Below are 15,217 nucleotides of genomic sequence, written 5' to 3' on the forward strand. Positions count from 1 at the left end.
AGGAACCATGTCAGAGAACGCGTGGACCGTGACCGGTCCGCAGACCATCGACGTCGACGGCGTCCGCTCGCTCAAGCTCGGCATCGTCCGCGGCCGGTTCGATATTGTCACCCATGACGAGGACTTCGCGAGGGTCGAAGTCTCCGAAATCAGCGGCGACCCGCTGTCGGTTTCGGTCATCGACGGCCGCCTGGAAGTCCGCCACCAGCTCCACGGCCCGCAGGGGTGGTTCAAGAACCTGATGGGGACGGTCAACAACAGCAGCAGCAACTCCGTGGTCATCAGCATCGCCCTGCCGGCCGGCGTCGAGGTGGAAGCAGGAACGGTGAGCGGCGACGGCATGGTCTCCGGCATCAGCGGCCATGCCCGGCTCAACACGGTCTCCGGGTCCGTGCTCGCCGACGGCACCTCGGGCGACCTGTCCGTCAACACCGTCAGCGGCGAGGTGATCGCCCGGAACCACAGCGGAGTCCTGACCGCCAAGAGCGTCTCCGGTGAGGTGACCGCTTCGGGCGAATTCAGCCACATCCGCGCCAACACCGTCAGCGGCGACCTGAACTTCGACCTGCACGGCTTCACCCAGGACTTCGGCGCCAATTCGGTCTCCGGCGACGTCACCATCCGGCTCCCCCACGACGTCGGAGTGGACATCGTCGCCAAATCCGCCAGCGGCGCGGTGGTCATTGACAGCCAGAGGTATGCCCAGCCCGGCGGCACACTGCAGACCATCGCGGGACCGGACACCAAACTGATGCTGGTCCGGACCAACTCGGTCTCGGGCAAGACCTCGATCTTCCACGGCCAGCCCACCGCGGACACCGAAACGGGCATCTAATGCCGCCCGTCTTCGCCCACGGGGCGCTGCGCCTGTATCTGCTCGCCCTGCTGGAGTCGGGCCCCAAGCACGGCTACGAACTGATCAAGGCCCTCAGCGAGCGGTTCGGTGGCACCTACTCCCCCAGCGCCGGGACCATCTACCCGCGCCTGGGCAAGCTCGAGGAGGAAGGGCTCGTGGCCACCCACACGGAGGGCCGCCGCACCAACTACAGCATCACGCCGGCGGGCCTTAGGGAACTGAACAGCCGGCGGGACGAGCTCGCCGGCGTCGAGAACGACATCTCGGCCTCGGTCCGCCGGCTCGCCGACAACCTGCGCCAGGATATCCGCGTCAACATGCGCGGCCTCCGAGCCGATCTCGCGGCAACCGCGGAGGCGGCGCGCAGTTCGGCCCGGGCCGGGGGCGGGACAGGCCCTGCCGGCTTCGCGGGCCCGCGGTACTCCCCGGAGGGCGAACGGCGGCTGAAAGAGGCTGAGATGCTCGTCCAGGCGTTCCGCGACGACATGCGGGTGGAACTGCGCCGCCACGCCGGGAGCCGCCCCGTCACGGCCGTCACGCTCGAGACCGTCAAGACCGTGCTGGATCAGGCCCGGATCTCGATCCGCAACTCTTTCGAGGGCTGACCTGCGTCTCTTTCCGCTTCCGGTACAAGCCGCCGGCGGCCCCCGGTGCCCGGCCGCCGGTTCGCGGCGGGTGCCCTGATGTGGGAGACTTGAGGGCAGCTCTTTTGAGTACCAAAAATTAAGGAGGCCAGCTATGAGCAAGCGTGCACGTAAACGTCGTGACCGTAAGCGTGGCGGCGCGAACCACGGTAAGCGCCCCAACGCCTAAGCTACGGCTAGGAACGACAGCTTTAAGCGAAAGACCCCGGAAACCTCACGGTTCCGGGGTCTTTCGCTTACGTTCCGGGGTCTTGGCCGCGGCTCAGGCTTCCACGGTCCGGATGGAGTGAATCCGGTCCAGGATGGAGTTCTTGAGGTTCTCCGGAGCCGCTTCGGTGCACGAACGCTTGACCATCACGCGGATGACACATTCGAGGTCATACTGCTCCAGGCACTCCGGGCAACTGTCCAGGTGGTCCTTGATCTCTGCGATGTCTTGATGCGTGAGCGCACCGTCCAGATATTCATAGATACGTTGCATCCGGGCGTCGTCGCAATCGCCCAGTCCCTGGCAGTCGCTCATTTCCTGTTCTCCTGTTTGTCGCTGTCGGCCGCGGCGCCTGACTCGCCGGCGGCCCTGAATCCCCGCTCGGCGGCATAATCGGCAAGCATGTCCCGCAGCATCTTCCGGCCGCGGTGCAGCCGGGACATGACGGTTCCGATGGGGGTGTTCATGATGTCTGAAATTTCCTTGTAGGCGAAGCCCTCGACGTCGGCGAAGTACACCGCCAGCCGGAACTCCTCCGGAATCGACTGCAGCGCGCGCTTCACGTCGGAATCGGGCAGGTGGTCGAGGGCCTCGGCCTCCGCAGACCGCAGCCCGGACGAGGTGTGCGACTCGGCGCGGGCAAGCTGCCAGTCCTCGATGGTGTCCGAATTCGACTGCAGCGGCTCGCGTTGGCGTTTCCGGTACAGGTTGATGTACGTGTTGGTGAGAATGCGGTACAGCCACGCCTTGAGGTTGGTGCCGGGCTTGTACTGGTGGAACGCCGAAAACGCCTTCGTATAGGCCTCCTGGACCAGATCCTCGGCGTCCGACGGATTCCGGGCCATCCTCATGGCCGCCGAATACAGCTGGTCCACGTACTGCATGGCGTCCCGTTCAAAGCGCAACCGGCGCTGTTCCGCGGACTCGGTGGAGACATCCAGCGGCTTGCCGTCCACCTCGGTTTCCAGGGCCGCGGCAGTGCCGGGCTCAGGGGTCTGGGTGGGCGTGGCGTCGTTTCCGGAAACCTCGTGCATGGCCGCAACGGCCGGGTCCATGGTGCTCATTGCCTTCAAGTCTACTGTCCCCTTCCGCCAGGCAGCCGGACGTGCCGCAAGCGCAAGGGTCCACGGTTGCCCGGAACCGGCGTCCAGTTCCGTTCTGTCCAGTACCCGCGTCAAATCTCCGCCTTCGTTAGCCTGCTTGAATCTGCCTTTCACAACCACGTCCGGCAGGCAAATATTCCGCAAAAGTGCAAGACTAGAACCGGTTCTCCCGCAGTGAATCCGCGGCTCGTCCATCCAGGAGGAAATTCATGTCGTTTGTCCGCTTTCTCGCCCGGCCCATGCTCGCCTCCAGTTTCGTCCTCGCCGGCATGGACAAGCTCAAGAATGCGGATGACACCGCGACGCAGCTGTCCCCCCTGTTGCGCCGCGCGGCCGACGCGCTGCCGTTCCAGACCAACGAAAAAGTCCTGGCCCGCGTGATCGGCGGCACCCAGATCGGTGCCGGTGTCTTTTTCGCCCTCGGCAAGTCCGCCCGCCTGGCGGCCACCGTCCTCGCCACCATCTCCGCCCTGAACGGGTACGTGGAATGGCGCAGCGCCGACATCTCCTCCAAAGAAGGCCGGGACGCCCGCCGCAAGCAGCTCCTGAAGAACGTGTCCCTGACCGGCGGCGTGCTCCTTGCCGCGGTGGACACCGCCGGCAAGCCCAGCCTGGCCTGGCGCGCAGGCCACCTGGCCGCGGATGCCCGCAAGAGCGCCGGGCACCTCGCCGCCGACGCCCGGAAGACCACCAACAAGAAGCTGAAGAAGGCCGACAAAGTGGTCCGCAAGGCCGTAGACCACGCGGCCGGAGCCTAAGACGGCAATGACTGGCGTCACCCCCTCAGCAACTGCTTCCGCTCATCCAGCCGACGCCGGTCCGCACTGGCCCGCGCCGTTCGCCGCACGGCCGGTGGACGCGACCGTCACGGTTCCGGGCTCCAAATCCCTGACCAACCGGTACCTCGTGCTCGCGGCCCTCGCCGACGGGCCGTCCCGTCTGCGGGCCCCGCTGCACTCCCGGGATTCCGCGCTGATGATCGAGGCCCTGCGGCAGTTGGGGGCCACCGTCACGGAGGTTCCCGGCGACGGCGCCTTCGGCCCCGATCTCGAAATCCTCCCGATCAATATGGACGCGGCCCCCGCGGACACAACGATCGACTGCGGCCTCGCGGGCACGGTCATGCGGTTCGTGCCACCCGTGGCTGCCCTGCGCCGCGGCGCGTCCCGCTTCGACGGCGACCCGCACGCCCGCAAACGCCCGATGGGCACCATCATCGCGGCCCTGACCGGCCTGGGGGTGGCGGTCGGCGCACCCGACGGCGGACCGGCGTCGTCCCTGCCGTTCACCGTGCACGGCACGGGGGAAGTCCGGGGCGGCCACCTCGTCATCGACGCCAGCGCGTCGTCCCAGTTTGTCTCCGCCCTGCTGCTGGCCGGCGCCCGCTTCAGCGAGGGCCTGCACCTGGAGCATGTCGGCAAGCCCGTGCCCAGCCTGGACCACATCAACATGACAGTGGCCGTGCTGCGCGGGGTGGGCGTGGCGGTCGATGACTCGGTGCCGAACCACTGGGTGGTGTCCCCCGGACCCATCCGCGCCTTCGACCAGCGGATCGAACAGGACCTCTCCAACGCCGGACCGTTCCTGGCGGCGGCCCTGGCCACCCGCGGAACGGTGCGGATCCCCAACTGGCCGGCCGAGACCACGCAGGTCGGCGATCTGTGGCGCGGCATCCTCACCGCCATGGGCGCGACCGTGACCGTCCAGAACGGCCTTTTGACTGTCAGCGGCGGCGAGGACATCAACGGCGGCGACTTCGACGAGACCAGCGAGCTCGCCCCCACCGTGGCAGCCCTCTGCGCCCTGGCCACCGGCCCCTCGCGGCTGAGCGGCATTGCCCACCTCCGGGGCCACGAAACGGACCGGCTCGCCGCCCTCGTCGCGGAAATCAACCGCCTCGGCGGCGACGCCGAAGAGACGGCGGACGGACTCATCATCCGCCCGGCAAGGCTGCACGGCGGATTAGTGCACAGCTACGCGGACCACCGCATGGCCACCGCCGGCGCCATCCTTGGCCTTGCCGTACACGGGGTGGAGGTCGAGGACATCGGGACCACGGCCAAGACCATGCCCGACTTCCCGCAGCTCTGGGAAGCAATGCTGGCACAGGGTGCCGCCGCAGACGAGGACACCGCCGGTGGCACGCAGCACTGATTCCTGGGACGAATCCGACGTCCGGATCCGCCCCAACAAGAAGGGCACACGGCCCCGCACCAAGGACCGGCCCAGTTACGACGAGGCCGTCACCGGGCGCATCATCACCGTTGACCGCGGACGCTATACCGCCGTCGTCGGCGAAGGCACCGCGGACGAACGCAAGATCATCGCGGCGCGGGCCCGGGAGCTGCGACGCAACCCCGTGGTGGCCGGGGACTTCGTGTCCCTGGTCGGGGACGTCAGCGGCGAGCCCGATACCCTCGCCCGGCTGGTCAAGATCCAGGACCGCAGGACGCTGCTGCGCCGCAGTGCCGATGACACGGACCCGATCGAGCGCGCCGTCGTCGCCAACGCCGACCAGCTCGTCGTAGTGGTCGCCGCAGCCAATCCGGAGCCCCGGACCGGCTTCATCGACCGCGCCCTGGTGGCCGCGTACGACGCCGGCATTGAGCCGCTGCTCCTGGTCACCAAGGCCGACGTCAAGGACCCCGCTGAACTGCTGTCCAACTACACGCACCTGGACTTCCCCGTCATCATCTCCAAGACGGCCGACTCCGCCGCCTCGGGCATCGATGCCCGCTCCGACGACGGGCTCTCGGCCCGGCTGGACAAGGACGCGGTGTCCCAGCTGCGCGGCTACCTCGACGGGAAAGTCACCGTCATGTTGGGCCATTCCGGCGTGGGCAAGTCCACCATGGTCAACGCCCTGACCGGGGCCGAACGCGCCACCGGCGGCGTCAATGCCGTCACCGGGCGCGGCCGCCACACCTCCTCCTCGGCGCTGGCGCTCAAGGTCAACGATGCCCCGGCCGGCAGCTGGATCATCGACACCCCGGGCATCCGGTCCTTCGGCCTGGCCCATGTCGACCCGGACCGGATCCTCCGGTCCTTCCCGGACCTCGAACCGGGCACCGACGATTGCGAGCGCGGCTGCAAACACGACTCCAGCGCCGTCAACTGCGGCGTCGACGCCTGGGTTGCGGCCGGGCACGCCGGAGCATCAGGGCCTGCACGCCTGGCGTCGCTGCGCCGGCTGCTGGGCACGGACCCCCGGCAGGAAGCACAGGAAACCAAGGAACTGGGCACCGTGTCCTAGGCTGCGCCGCTGCTGGGACAGCGGCGCAGTGCCGCGGCCTCCCGGCGGCCGGCCCGCTTTGACGGTAGTTTGGAACCATGAGCCAACCCGCTTCGAGCTACAACGATGACCTGCGCCTTGCCCATGTACTGGCAGATTCCGTCGATTCCCAGACCATGAGCCGTTTCAAGGCGCTGGACCTTCGGATCGAAACGAAGCCAGACCTCACTCCGGTCACCGATGCTGACAAGTCCGCGGAAGAGGCCATCCGCGGCCAGCTCTCCCGGTCCCGTCCCCGCGACGCCGTCCTTGGCGAGGAGTTCGGCAGTTCGGGCCATGGTTCCCGCCGCTGGGTCATCGACCCGATCGACGGCACCAAGAACTTTGTCCGCGGCGTCCCGGTCTGGGCCACCCTGATCGCCCTGGTCGACGAGGGCGAGCCGGTGGTCGGCGTCGTCAGCGCGCCGGCACTGGGCAAGCGCTGGTGGGCGGCCAAGGGGGCCGGGGCCTACACCGGCCGCTCTCTGGCGGCGGCCACCCGGCTCAAGGTCTCCAACGTCTCCAAGCTTGAGGACGCCTCCCTGTCCTATTCCAGCCTCGGCGGCTGGAAGCAACGTGGAAACCTGGACGAGTTCCTGGGCCTCACTGAGGAGGTGTGGCGCACCCGCGCCTATGGCGATTTCTGGTCCTACTGCCTGGTGGCCGAGGGCGCGGTGGACATCGCCTGCGAGCCCGAGCTGAACCTCTACGACATGGCCGCCCTGGTGCCGATCGTCACGGAGGCCGGCGGCCGCTTCACCTCGCTCGAAGGCGAGGACGGCCCCTTCGGCGGCAATGCCCTGGCCACCAATTCGATCCTCCATTCGGAAGTGCTCAAGCGGCTCAGCCCCGGGCTCGACGACCTCCTCTAGGCCCAACCAGATCCGAGCTTCACCCGAACAAACAACGGCGGCAGCCTCCTTTCGAGGGTTGCCGCCGCTGTTTATTCGGCCCGCGCGCCCTTTGCCCGCGTAACAATCCGCTTCACATTCGCCGCCCGCCTTTTCCACGGCTGCGCGGATGTCCTACGCTCGATGCAGGTCACGAGTGCCAGCGCTAAACCCCGGTTTGCTGGCCGGCAACCCTCCAGTCGCGGTGGGGTGCCCCGGGTGACGACCTGGCCGGTCCGGAATGGACCCGGCAAGCGCGGATTCCCACCATGTGGGGTCCTGTTCGAGTGAGGTCCCATGACTACTGCCGTTTTCCCTGCTGCCCCCGAGTTCCGCTCCGGCACCGATGCCGGGCGGGCCAATCACCGGTTCGCCGCCGCCGCCCGTCCGCTGGCCGCCGTCACCGGGGCGGAAATCCAGGCTCCGCTGATCCAGGGCGGCTCTGCCCGCTACGCCAACCTCGATTACGGCGCCTCGGCCCCAGCCCTGTCCGTGGTCTCGGCGTACCTCAACGAAATCCTGCCGTACTACGCGAGCGTCCACCGCGGCGCCGGCTACGCGTCGCAGATCAGCACCTCGGTCTACGAGAACGCCCGGGACATCGTCCGGGACTTCGTGGGCGGCCGGCCGGACGATTCCGTGATCTTCACCCGCAACACCACCGATTCCCTGAACCTGCTGGCCGGCTGCCTGCCGCTGCGCGACGGCCGGCCCGCGGGCGAGGTCCTCTACCTCGACATCGAACACCACGCCAACCTGCTGCCCTGGCAGAACGTCCCGCACCGCAGCGTCGTCGCCGCCACCACCCTTGCGGCCACCGTCGACCGGCTCCGGGACGAACTCGCCCGCGGCGGCATCAGCCTGCTGGCCGTTACCGGCGCCTCTAACGTCACCGGGGAGATCCTGCCCATCCGCGCCCTCGCGGCACTGGCGCACGAGTACGGCGCCAGGATTGTTGTCGACGCCGCCCAGCTGGCCCCGCACCGGCGGATCAATATCGACGCGGACGACGTCGACTACCTCGCCTTCTCGGGGCACAAGCTGTACGCCCCGTTCGGGGCCGGTGTGCTGGTGGGGCGGCCGGACTGGCTGGACGCCGGCACCCCGCACCTGGCCGGCGGCGGCGCCGTCAAGGATGCCCGGCTCGACTCCGTCAGCTGGACCACCGGACCGGCCAGGCACGAGGGCGGCTCGCCGAATGTCCTGGGCGCGGCCGCGCTGGCCCGCGCCACCCAGATGATCGCAGACCTGGACACCGGGCAGTGGTACGCACATGAGGACGCCATCCGGTCCTTCCTCGTCGAGGGGCTGCGGCGCATCAACGGGGTGACCGTCCACCAGATCTTCGACGATCCGGCGCCCGCTCCTTCCGCCGGAGGGGATGAGCCGGGCGCCGGGACCATCGGCGTCGTGAACTTCTCCGTGGAAGGCTACGACGCCGGGCTGGTGGCCGCCTACTTGTCGGCCGAACACGGCATAGGCCTGCGCGACGGCCGTTTCTGCGCCCACCCGCTGCTCAAGCGGCTCGGCCTGCCCGCCGGCTCCCTGCGGGCCAGCTTCGGCCTCGGCTCACGGCTGGAGGACGCGGAGCGGCTCCTGGCGGGGCTGCAACAACTGCGGCAGACGGGGCTCGGCTGGGACTACGTTGTGGACGCCGGCCGCTGGGTGCCGGCCAACGATACCCGCAGCTACCCGCACTGGGCGCCGAACACCCCGGGCACCGCCGGCGCCGCGCCGTGCACCGTGGACTAGGGCACTGCAGACGACAGCACGGCGGACCATGGCACGGCGGACTAGGGAGTACACGCGGGCGGCAGAATCCGGGCCCGGTCCGGTGCGGTAAATTCGAAAGGTATCCGAAACTAACAGGACCTTCCGAAGGAGACCGCGCGTTGCACAGCGTGCCCAAAATGCACAGCGCTCCCAAACTGCCGGCCCCCAAACTGCAGGGCGGCCCCAAGCTGCAGAGTGCACGCCGCCAGGAACTCGGACAAAGCTTCCAGGACGGCGGAGCCCACTACGAACGCGTCCGCCCGGGCTATCCGCAGGAGTCGGCCGACTGGCTCATCCCGGCCGGAGCCCGGGATGCCGCGGACATCGGTGCCGGCACCGGGAAGTTCACCGCGCTCCTGGCCGCCCGCGGACTGCACACGGTGGCCGTTGATCCCTCGGCCGACATGCTCGAACAGCTGCGCCGGACGCTGCCGGATGTCACCGCCGTCGAAGGCACCGCCGAGCACACGGGCCTGGCACCCGCCTCATTCGACCTCGTCACGGTTGCCCAGGCGTGGCACTGGTGCGACCCCCGCCTGGCCAGCACCGAAATCGCCCGGATCCTGCGCCCGCAGGGCGTGCTGTGCCTGGTCTGGAACCAGCTGGACACCGCTGTGCCGTGGGTGCACCGTCTCTCCCGCATCATGCACGCCGGGGATGTCCACAAACCGCACTTCCGCCCGCCCGTGGGTCCGGAATTCACCGGACTGGAAAGCCATCTGACCCGGTGGGAGGACGCCGTCACAACGGAGGACATCCAGGAGCTGGCCAAGTCCCGGAGCTACTACCTCGCGGCGTCTGCGGCCAGCCGGGCGAGGGTCTCGGCCAACCTCGACTGGTACCTGCACGAGCACCTGGGCCATGCCCCCGGCGACGTCCTCCAACTGCCCTACCTGACGCAGACGTGGCGCGCCTTCAGGATTGCGTGAACGGGACGCCAGGCCTTATTGTTTCGGTGTGCCTAATAATCTGTTGTAGGCACTATTAACTTTGTTTTACCCACTCGGACGACGGCGGTCTTTTCCGCTGGCGCCGATCATCGCGTCGACGCGGACGCGCCAATCACGGGAGCTGGCAGTGCTGGACGTAATGGGAGAGGAACAACCGCCGCAAGGTACCCGTACCTACAAGCACCCGGGCGCCCGCCGGGCGCTGATCACTCTCCTGGGGCCAGCGTTCGTCGCGTCGATCGCCTACGTGGACCCCGGAAACGTGGCCGCCAACCTGACCGCCGGAGCGAAGTACGGCTACCTGCTGGTGTGGGTCCTCGTGGCAGCCAACATCATGGCCGTCCTCGTCCAGTACCAGTCCGCCAAGCTGGGCATCGTCACCGGCAAGAGCCTGCCGGAGATCCTGGGCGAGCGGCTCAAGCCGTTCTGGCGCCGCGCCTTCTGGTTGCAGGCCGAAGTCGTGGCCGCCGCCACAGACCTGGCCGAGGTGGTGGGCGGGGCGCTCGCACTGCACCTGCTGTTTGGCCTCCCCCTCCCCCTCGGTGCCGTGATCGTCGGCGCAGTCTCGATGCTCCTGCTCGCGGTGCAGGCGCGGGAGAAACAACGGCCCTTCGAATTCATCATCATGTTCCTGCTCGGCATCCTCACCATCGGTTTCCTGGCCGGGCTGGTCATCAGCCCGCCGGATCCGAAGGCAGCCCTGGCCGGCCTCGTTCCCCGTTTCCAGGGCCCGGACTCCGTCCTGCTGGCCGCCAGCATGCTCGGCGCCACCGTCATGCCGCATGCCATCTACGTCCACTCGGCCCTGTCCCGGGACCGGCACCGGCCGGACGAAAACGAACATATCCCGACCTCCGCCGTCGCCCGTCTGGTCCGCGCCACCCGGCTCGACGTCGTGGCCGCGCTGGCCATCGCCGGAATCGTCAACATCGGCATGCTGCTCCTTGCCGCCTCGACGCTCGGCGGCGAGGCGGGCACGGACACCATCGAAGGTGCGCATGCGGCCATCACCGCCAATCTGGGCCCCGTCATTGGTGTGGTCTTCGCCGTCGGCCTCCTCGCGTCCGGCCTGGCGTCGACCTCGGTGGGCTGCTACGCCGGCGGAACCATCATGCAAGGCCTGCTCAAGATCCGGATCCCCGTCATGGCACGCCGCGTGGTCACGCTGATTCCGGCCGTGGTGCTGCTCAGCGTGGGCTTCGACCCCACCTGGGCCCTCATCCTGAGCCAGGTGGTCCTGAGCTTCGGAATCCCCTTCGTCCTGGTCCCGTTGGTAGTCCTGACCAGCAACAAGGCACTTATGGGCCAGTTTGCCGACGGGCTGGCGCTCCGCATGGCCGCCATCATCAGCGTCGTGCTCGTCGTGGCCCTGAATCTGGTGTTGCTGTGGTTCACCTTCTCCGGGCGCGGCTGACTGTAGGCTTGGGTCTGTGAAGACCAGTACGCCCTCCTCCTCGATCGAGGACTACGTCAAGGTCATCTATTCCTTCACCGAGTGGCAGCAGAAGCCCATCACCTCCACGCAGCTGGCGCAGCGCCTGGGGGTCGCCAACTCCTCGGTTTCGGAAATGGTCCGCAAACTCAAGGACCAGGGCCTCGTTGACCACAAGCCCTACAGCGCCGTGACCCTGACCGCCGACGGCGTCCGGCTCGCCCTGTCGATGGTCCGCCGTCACCGGCTGATCGAGACTTTCCTCGTCCAGGAGCTCGGATACCGCTGGGACGAGGTCCACGACGAAGCCGAGCTCCTTGAACACGCCGTCTCCGACACTTTCATTGACCGGATGGCGGCCAAGCTGGGGAACCCGGCACGGGACCCGCACGGTGATCCCATCCCGGCAGCCGACGGCTCCGTGCGGATGCCCTCCGCCCACCGCCTCAGCGAACTCGACGACGGCCACACCGGCCGGATCACCCGGATCAGCGACGAGAACCCGGAACTCCTGCGCTACCTCGCCGCGGAGGACATCGATCTCGACGCCGAAGTGGAGGTTGTGGGCCGGAGGCCGTTCGGCGGCCCGCTCGTGGTGCGGATCGGGTCCGCTGCGGCGTCCCGCGAATTCGATTTCGCAGAAGAAGTCGCATCGGCCCTCTGGGTCCACAGCGATGCCGCACACACAGGCTGCAACGTTGCGGACCTCTAAGTCGGAGGGGCGCCCGGTGAAGAGTGCACCGGAGGAACGCGGCGCCGCCCCACGCCCCGGCCTCCCGGGCTGGAAGGCCTGGACTGCCGTCGCCGTCGGCGGCCTGATCGGAACCGAGCTGCGGTTCGGCGCCGGCCTGGCCTTCCCCGAAAGCACCGGCGCGGTGCCATGGACCACCCTGGCGATCAATGTGGCCGGGAGTTTCATCCTGGCCACCCTGACCACCCTATGGATCGCGCGGCCAAAGACGGCCTTCTGGCTGCGGGCCGGGATTGGGCCGGGCCTGTTGGGGTCCTTCACCACCTTCTCGGCGCTGGTGATGGCGATTGACCAGCAGATCCGCGGCGGATTCCATGCCACGTGGCTGGCCTACCTCGGGCTCTCGCTCGTCCTGGGCCTGGGTGCCGCCGCTGCCGGCTGGAAAACCGGCAAGGCGATCGCGGACTTCGGCGGGGATGCCCAGTGATGACAGCGATTCTGGTGGGAATCTTCGGTGTCTCGGGTGCGCTCCTGAGGTTCAGTGTCGACTCCTGGTTTGCGCACCACCAGGGCTCGCGGCCGCACTGGCCGTGGGCCACTCTCGCGGTCAACGTCGTGGGATCGTTCATCATCGGTATCTCCCTGGGCCTCACCGGCCACCTGGAGTTGGGAGCCGACTGGCACGCCGCCGTCGCGTCCGGACTGGCCGGCGGCCTGACAACCTTCAGTTCATGGACCACCGCGACAGTGCGCCTGGTGAGTGAAACCCGGTACCGGGCCGCGGCGCTCAACATCGGCTCAAATCTGGTCGCGGGCCTCGCCGCCGCCGGCATCGGGCTCTTTCTCGCGGGCTGAGGACCCAACCGGCAAGAGGCTTAGCTGCGCCGCCTCCACGGGGCGGGGCCGCCCGCGGTGTGTCGCGCCTTACACCGGGCCTCCCGGTGGCTCTGCGCCGCCGTCGTTCCCGTATCGTTGAAGGATGGTTACCCGACGTGAAGCAGCCCAGATCCTCGACATTCCCTTGGAAATGGCGCACCGTCACGGCATCCCCTCCCGCCTGTCCGAGGCCGAGCTTGGCGAACTGCTGGACAACCCTCCGGCGTGGCTGGTCCAGTCCAAGGCGAACCGGACCGGCAAACGGCCTGTCTGGGTGCAGCTCACCTGCGCCGTCTGCGGATTCTCCGAAGCCGCACGGCCCAAGAAATGGTGGCCGGACTTCACCTACGTCTGCTGCACCGACCACGAGGCCCGCGACATTCCCGTGCTCGGCGCCGGGCTCGTGCGCAGCATCTACGACGGCGTCGGCAGCCGCTTTGCAGGGATCGTGGACGCCGCGGTTCCCGAGGCGTAGCGTAAAAGACGGGGCCATTCCGGGCCCCCGCCGTGAGGGAGAGCACCATGCCGGACAAGACGCCGCACCAGAGCGTGTCGAAGAAGTCGGTCAAGACCATCAAGGAAAAACGGGCCGAGAAAAAGGCAAAGCACATCGTTGATGCCCACACCGATCCCGTGGCACACATCAAGAAGCGCTGAAAATCGAAAAGGGCCGGAAGCCGACGCGTCCGGCCCTTTTTCTGCATCGGATTGCATCCGATTCGGGCGCCTTCGCCGGGGTCGTGGCTCACCCCCAATGGATGATGTGGCGCTCCCCCGTTGGCGCTTTAGTGGTCTTGAGTTCCTTGCCTGGAAAGGCTGGGGTCCTGCCGCGGCGCTGGATGACGGCGCCGGACAACGGCTCTGGCCGGGCCAGCGACTCGGCATCGGAATCATTCGACGCGGGTGGTGACGACCCGGGAGGGGACGTCCACACTAAGACCAGTGCGCCGCATAGCGCGCTCGAACCAGACCGGAGGAACGCCAGTGACAACCACACCGGAGACCGAGGCCCACGGGCCGGTCGATTTCGTACTCCTCGAATTCCCCCTGGCGGGCCTGACGGGACGGGCGAGTGAGGAACTCGTCAAGCTCGTCGAGCAGGGCGTCATCCGCCTCTTCGACCTCCTCGTCGTCATGAAGAACGAGGACGGCACCGTAGAGGTGCTCGAACTGACGGACCCGGGCGGCCCGGCGGCGGGATTCTCCTACTTCGAAGGCGCACGGTCCGGGCTCCTGGGCGATGACGATATTGCCGAGGCGACCGCCGCGGTCCTGCCGGGGACGGTCGCCGCGCTGATTGTCTACGAAAACACTTGGGCAGCGCCTTTCGTGGCGGCCGTTCGCGAAAGCGGGGGCGAGCTCATCGCCAGTACGCGGATCCCGGCGCCGGACGTGATGGAAGCGCTCGATGCCCTCGAGGCCCGCGACGCCGCAACGCCGGTGCCCGACGCCTAAGCCCTGACGCCTAAGATCTGACGCAGTAGAACAGATGTGAGAGGAGACGAATTATGGGACTTCTTAGGGGTATGGCCCGGACGGCCGTGGTCGCAGGGACGGCATCGGCAGTCAGCGGCCGGGTCCAGCGCCGGCAGGCCAACAAGTTTGCCGAGAAGGACGCCGCCACCGCGGCCAAGCAGCAGGAGGCCTACGACGCGCAGATGGCCCAGCAGCAGCCGCCGCCGGAATACCAGCAGCAGCCCGCATACCAACAGCCGGTCTACCAACAGCCGCCGCCACCTCCCCCGCCCGCCGCAGGCGGCATCACCGACGACGCCATCCAGCAGCTCAAAGAACTCGGCGCGCTGAAGGAGCAGGGGATTCTCACCGACGAAGAGTTCGCAGCCCAAAAGGCGAAGATCCTTGGCACCTAGCGTCCGCCGTCGGACAGGCCATGCCTGCGCGTGAGCCTGGCCGGCGCCACCAACGAACGGTTTTCGCGGGACAGCAGGAAAGGGAAGTGTCAGCAGACACTTCCCTTTCCTTTGACGCACAAAACTCCCCGCCAACCGAAGCTGGCGAGGAGTTTGTGCGTTCCCAATACGGGGTGGAGCACCGTTGCCGGAACTCCTATGTGGAGATGGGGGGAATTGAACCCCCGTCCGATGTCGTGTTGTCAGGGCTTCTCCGGGCGCAGTTTGCGTCGGATTTTCTCGGCCCCAGCCATGCTGCAAACAGCTGGCTGATCCGGGCCCAGTCATCTAAGAGTCCCGTTTACCCCGATGACGGAGGTAAACAGCAGTGGCTATCTAAATGACGCCAGGATCCGGGGCAATAGCAACCTCGGGCTGACGGACTGTCTTACTGCTTAGGCAGCGAGAGCGAAGTCAGTGCGTTTTGATTCGGCACTTATTGGTTTGCAGACAGCGTTTACGAGATAATTCTGCATCCTCGGCCCGCTTCACCTGTCGCGACTAACATCGTCGAAACCGATCATCCCCGTATTTTTTTATCAAACCGGTCAGGCTCGAACTGAACCGCTTCGCGGTCTTCGCTCGGTTCCTTCCCGGACAGTTAATCATAACG

The 15,217-nt window shown here is 67.5% G+C and carries 19 protein-coding genes, 1 other RNA gene and 1 riboswitch; of the genes, 17 read left to right on the plus strand and 3 right to left on the minus strand.

The features are described 5' to 3' along the window. Positions 1 to 7: 7 nt before the first annotated feature. The 3 genes from C8D78_RS04530 to C8D78_RS20125 all read left to right on the plus strand — a co-directional run bounded on the left by C8D78_RS04530 (position 8) and on the right by C8D78_RS20125 (position 1,669). Positions 8 to 835 carry a DUF4097 family beta strand repeat-containing protein gene (locus C8D78_RS04530; RefSeq protein ID WP_120950733.1) on the plus strand — a complete coding sequence of 276 codons (828 nt, stop codon included), beginning with the start codon at positions 8 to 10 and terminating at the stop codon, positions 833 to 835. Next, a complete protein-coding gene (locus C8D78_RS04535; RefSeq protein ID WP_120950734.1) occupies positions 835 to 1,461 on the plus strand; it encodes a PadR family transcriptional regulator in 627 nt (208 codons plus the stop codon). Before C8D78_RS04530 ends, C8D78_RS04535 begins: the two co-directional genes overlap by 1 nt. 133 nt (positions 1,462 to 1,594) lie before the next feature. After that, entirely contained in the window at positions 1,595 to 1,669 is a 75-nt protein-coding gene (locus C8D78_RS20125) for a 50S ribosomal protein bL37 (protein WP_104061284.1), read from the plus strand. A 93-nt stretch (positions 1,670 to 1,762) separates the two neighbouring features. On the opposite strand, the gene rsrA is transcribed toward C8D78_RS20125, so the two are convergent. Then, complete coding sequence (gene rsrA / locus C8D78_RS04545; protein ID WP_120950735.1) at positions 1,763 to 2,023, minus strand: mycothiol system anti-sigma-R factor; 261 nt, start codon at positions 2,021 to 2,023, stop codon at positions 1,763 to 1,765. Then, positions 2,020 to 2,772: a sigma-70 family RNA polymerase sigma factor gene (locus C8D78_RS04550; RefSeq protein WP_120950736.1), complete on the minus strand. Its 753-nt coding sequence runs from the start codon at positions 2,770 to 2,772 to the stop codon at positions 2,020 to 2,022. The genes rsrA and C8D78_RS04550 overlap by 4 nt, the downstream gene beginning before the upstream one ends. 248 nt (positions 2,773 to 3,020) lie before the next feature. Here C8D78_RS04550 and C8D78_RS04555 point away from each other — a divergent pair, with 248 nt between their 5' ends. From C8D78_RS04555 to C8D78_RS04615, 14 genes are all read left to right on the plus strand, one after another. Further along, positions 3,021 to 3,569 (plus strand): DoxX family protein, encoded by a 549-nt coding sequence (locus C8D78_RS04555; RefSeq protein WP_120950737.1) that lies wholly within the window; start codon positions 3,021 to 3,023, stop codon positions 3,567 to 3,569. A gap of 7 nt (positions 3,570 to 3,576) precedes the next feature. Continuing rightward, positions 3,577 to 4,965 carry a 3-phosphoshikimate 1-carboxyvinyltransferase gene (gene aroA, locus C8D78_RS04560; protein WP_120950738.1) on the plus strand — a complete coding sequence of 463 codons (1,389 nt, stop codon included), beginning with the start codon at positions 3,577 to 3,579 and terminating at the stop codon, positions 4,963 to 4,965. After that, a complete protein-coding gene (rsgA, locus tag C8D78_RS04565) occupies positions 4,949 to 6,064 on the plus strand; it encodes a ribosome small subunit-dependent GTPase A (RefSeq protein WP_120950739.1) in 1,116 nt (371 codons plus the stop codon). The genes aroA and rsgA overlap by 17 nt, the downstream gene beginning before the upstream one ends. A 77-nt stretch (positions 6,065 to 6,141) precedes the next feature. Continuing rightward, a complete protein-coding gene (hisN, locus tag C8D78_RS04570) occupies positions 6,142 to 6,954 on the plus strand; it encodes a histidinol-phosphatase (protein WP_120950740.1) in 813 nt (270 codons plus the stop codon). A gap of 167 nt (positions 6,955 to 7,121) precedes the next feature. After that, positions 7,122 to 7,235: riboswitch (SAM riboswitch) on the plus strand. Between the two features lie 34 nt (positions 7,236 to 7,269). Next, positions 7,270 to 8,724 carry an aminotransferase class V-fold PLP-dependent enzyme gene (locus tag C8D78_RS04575; protein WP_120950741.1) on the plus strand — a complete coding sequence of 485 codons (1,455 nt, stop codon included), beginning with the start codon at positions 7,270 to 7,272 and terminating at the stop codon, positions 8,722 to 8,724. Positions 8,725 to 8,882: 158 nt separating this feature from the next. Further along, positions 8,883 to 9,674 carry a class I SAM-dependent methyltransferase gene (locus C8D78_RS04580; RefSeq protein WP_120951689.1) on the plus strand — a complete coding sequence of 264 codons (792 nt, stop codon included), beginning with the start codon at positions 8,883 to 8,885 and terminating at the stop codon, positions 9,672 to 9,674. A 160-nt stretch (positions 9,675 to 9,834) separates the two neighbouring features. Beyond that, complete coding sequence (locus tag C8D78_RS04585) at positions 9,835 to 11,109, plus strand: Nramp family divalent metal transporter (RefSeq protein WP_120951692.1); 1,275 nt, start codon at positions 9,835 to 9,837, stop codon at positions 11,107 to 11,109. A gap of 16 nt (positions 11,110 to 11,125) precedes the next feature. Then, complete coding sequence (locus C8D78_RS04590; protein ID WP_120950742.1) at positions 11,126 to 11,839, plus strand: metal-dependent transcriptional regulator; 714 nt, start codon at positions 11,126 to 11,128, stop codon at positions 11,837 to 11,839. 16 nt (positions 11,840 to 11,855) lie between these two features. Next, positions 11,856 to 12,305: a fluoride efflux transporter FluC gene (locus tag C8D78_RS04595; protein WP_244208257.1), complete on the plus strand. Its 450-nt coding sequence runs from the start codon at positions 11,856 to 11,858 to the stop codon at positions 12,303 to 12,305. After that, positions 12,305 to 12,673, plus strand: a complete 369-nt coding sequence (locus C8D78_RS04600; RefSeq protein ID WP_120950744.1) for a fluoride efflux transporter FluC — start codon at positions 12,305 to 12,307, stop codon at positions 12,671 to 12,673. Before C8D78_RS04595 ends, C8D78_RS04600 begins: the two co-directional genes overlap by 1 nt. Positions 12,674 to 12,797: 124 nt before the next feature. Beyond that, positions 12,798 to 13,169 (plus strand): hypothetical protein, encoded by a 372-nt coding sequence (locus C8D78_RS04605; protein ID WP_120950745.1) that lies wholly within the window; start codon positions 12,798 to 12,800, stop codon positions 13,167 to 13,169. Between the two features lie 47 nt (positions 13,170 to 13,216). Next, positions 13,217 to 13,351 carry a hypothetical protein gene (locus C8D78_RS20050; protein WP_018775274.1) on the plus strand — a complete coding sequence of 45 codons (135 nt, stop codon included), beginning with the start codon at positions 13,217 to 13,219 and terminating at the stop codon, positions 13,349 to 13,351. A 327-nt stretch (positions 13,352 to 13,678) separates the two neighbouring features. Further along, positions 13,679 to 14,149, plus strand: a complete 471-nt coding sequence (locus C8D78_RS04610) for a DUF6325 family protein (RefSeq protein WP_120950746.1) — start codon at positions 13,679 to 13,681, stop codon at positions 14,147 to 14,149. A gap of 53 nt (positions 14,150 to 14,202) precedes the next feature. Beyond that, complete coding sequence (locus tag C8D78_RS04615) at positions 14,203 to 14,565, plus strand: SHOCT domain-containing protein (RefSeq protein WP_244208258.1); 363 nt, start codon at positions 14,203 to 14,205, stop codon at positions 14,563 to 14,565. A 198-nt stretch (positions 14,566 to 14,763) separates the two neighbouring features. Here C8D78_RS04615 and ssrA read toward each other — a convergent pair. Further along, positions 14,764 to 15,132: a transfer-messenger RNA gene (gene ssrA / locus C8D78_RS04620) on the minus strand. Positions 15,133 to 15,217: the final 85 nt, after the last annotated feature.

The organism is Arthrobacter oryzae (genome assembly GCF_003634095.1).
Taxonomy (GTDB): domain Bacteria; phylum Actinomycetota; class Actinomycetes; order Actinomycetales; family Micrococcaceae; genus Arthrobacter; species Arthrobacter oryzae.

What these genes read in the sequence shown, in the direction of transcription:
- C8D78_RS04530 (WP_120950733.1), top strand. Translation starts at nt 8, where the DNA reads ATGTCAGAGAACGCGTGGACCGTGACCGGTCCGCAGACCATCGACGTC.
- C8D78_RS04535 (WP_120950734.1), top strand. Translation starts at nt 835, where the DNA reads ATGCCGCCCGTCTTCGCCCACGGGGCGCTGCGCCTGTATCTGCTCGCC.
- rsrA (WP_120950735.1), bottom strand. Translation starts at nt 2,023, where the DNA reads ATGAGCGACTGCCAGGGACTGGGCGATTGCGACGACGCCCGGATGCAA.
- C8D78_RS04550 (WP_120950736.1), bottom strand. Translation starts at nt 2,772, where the DNA reads ATGAGCACCATGGACCCGGCCGTTGCGGCCATGCACGAGGTTTCCGGA.
- C8D78_RS04555 (WP_120950737.1), top strand. Translation starts at nt 3,021, where the DNA reads ATGTCGTTTGTCCGCTTTCTCGCCCGGCCCATGCTCGCCTCCAGTTTC.
- aroA (WP_120950738.1), top strand. Translation starts at nt 3,577, where the DNA reads ATGACTGGCGTCACCCCCTCAGCAACTGCTTCCGCTCATCCAGCCGAC.
- hisN (WP_120950740.1), top strand. Translation starts at nt 6,142, where the DNA reads ATGAGCCAACCCGCTTCGAGCTACAACGATGACCTGCGCCTTGCCCAT.
- C8D78_RS04575 (WP_120950741.1), top strand. Translation starts at nt 7,270, where the DNA reads ATGACTACTGCCGTTTTCCCTGCTGCCCCCGAGTTCCGCTCCGGCACC.
- C8D78_RS04580 (WP_120951689.1), top strand. Translation starts at nt 8,883, where the DNA reads ATGCACAGCGCTCCCAAACTGCCGGCCCCCAAACTGCAGGGCGGCCCC.
- C8D78_RS04585 (WP_120951692.1), top strand. Translation starts at nt 9,835, where the DNA reads ATGGGAGAGGAACAACCGCCGCAAGGTACCCGTACCTACAAGCACCCG.
- C8D78_RS04600 (WP_120950744.1), top strand. Translation starts at nt 12,305, where the DNA reads ATGACAGCGATTCTGGTGGGAATCTTCGGTGTCTCGGGTGCGCTCCTG.
- C8D78_RS04605 (WP_120950745.1), top strand. Translation starts at nt 12,798, where the DNA reads ATGGTTACCCGACGTGAAGCAGCCCAGATCCTCGACATTCCCTTGGAA.
- C8D78_RS20050 (WP_018775274.1), top strand. Translation starts at nt 13,217, where the DNA reads ATGCCGGACAAGACGCCGCACCAGAGCGTGTCGAAGAAGTCGGTCAAG.
- C8D78_RS04615 (WP_244208258.1), top strand. Translation starts at nt 14,203, where the DNA reads ATGGGACTTCTTAGGGGTATGGCCCGGACGGCCGTGGTCGCAGGGACG.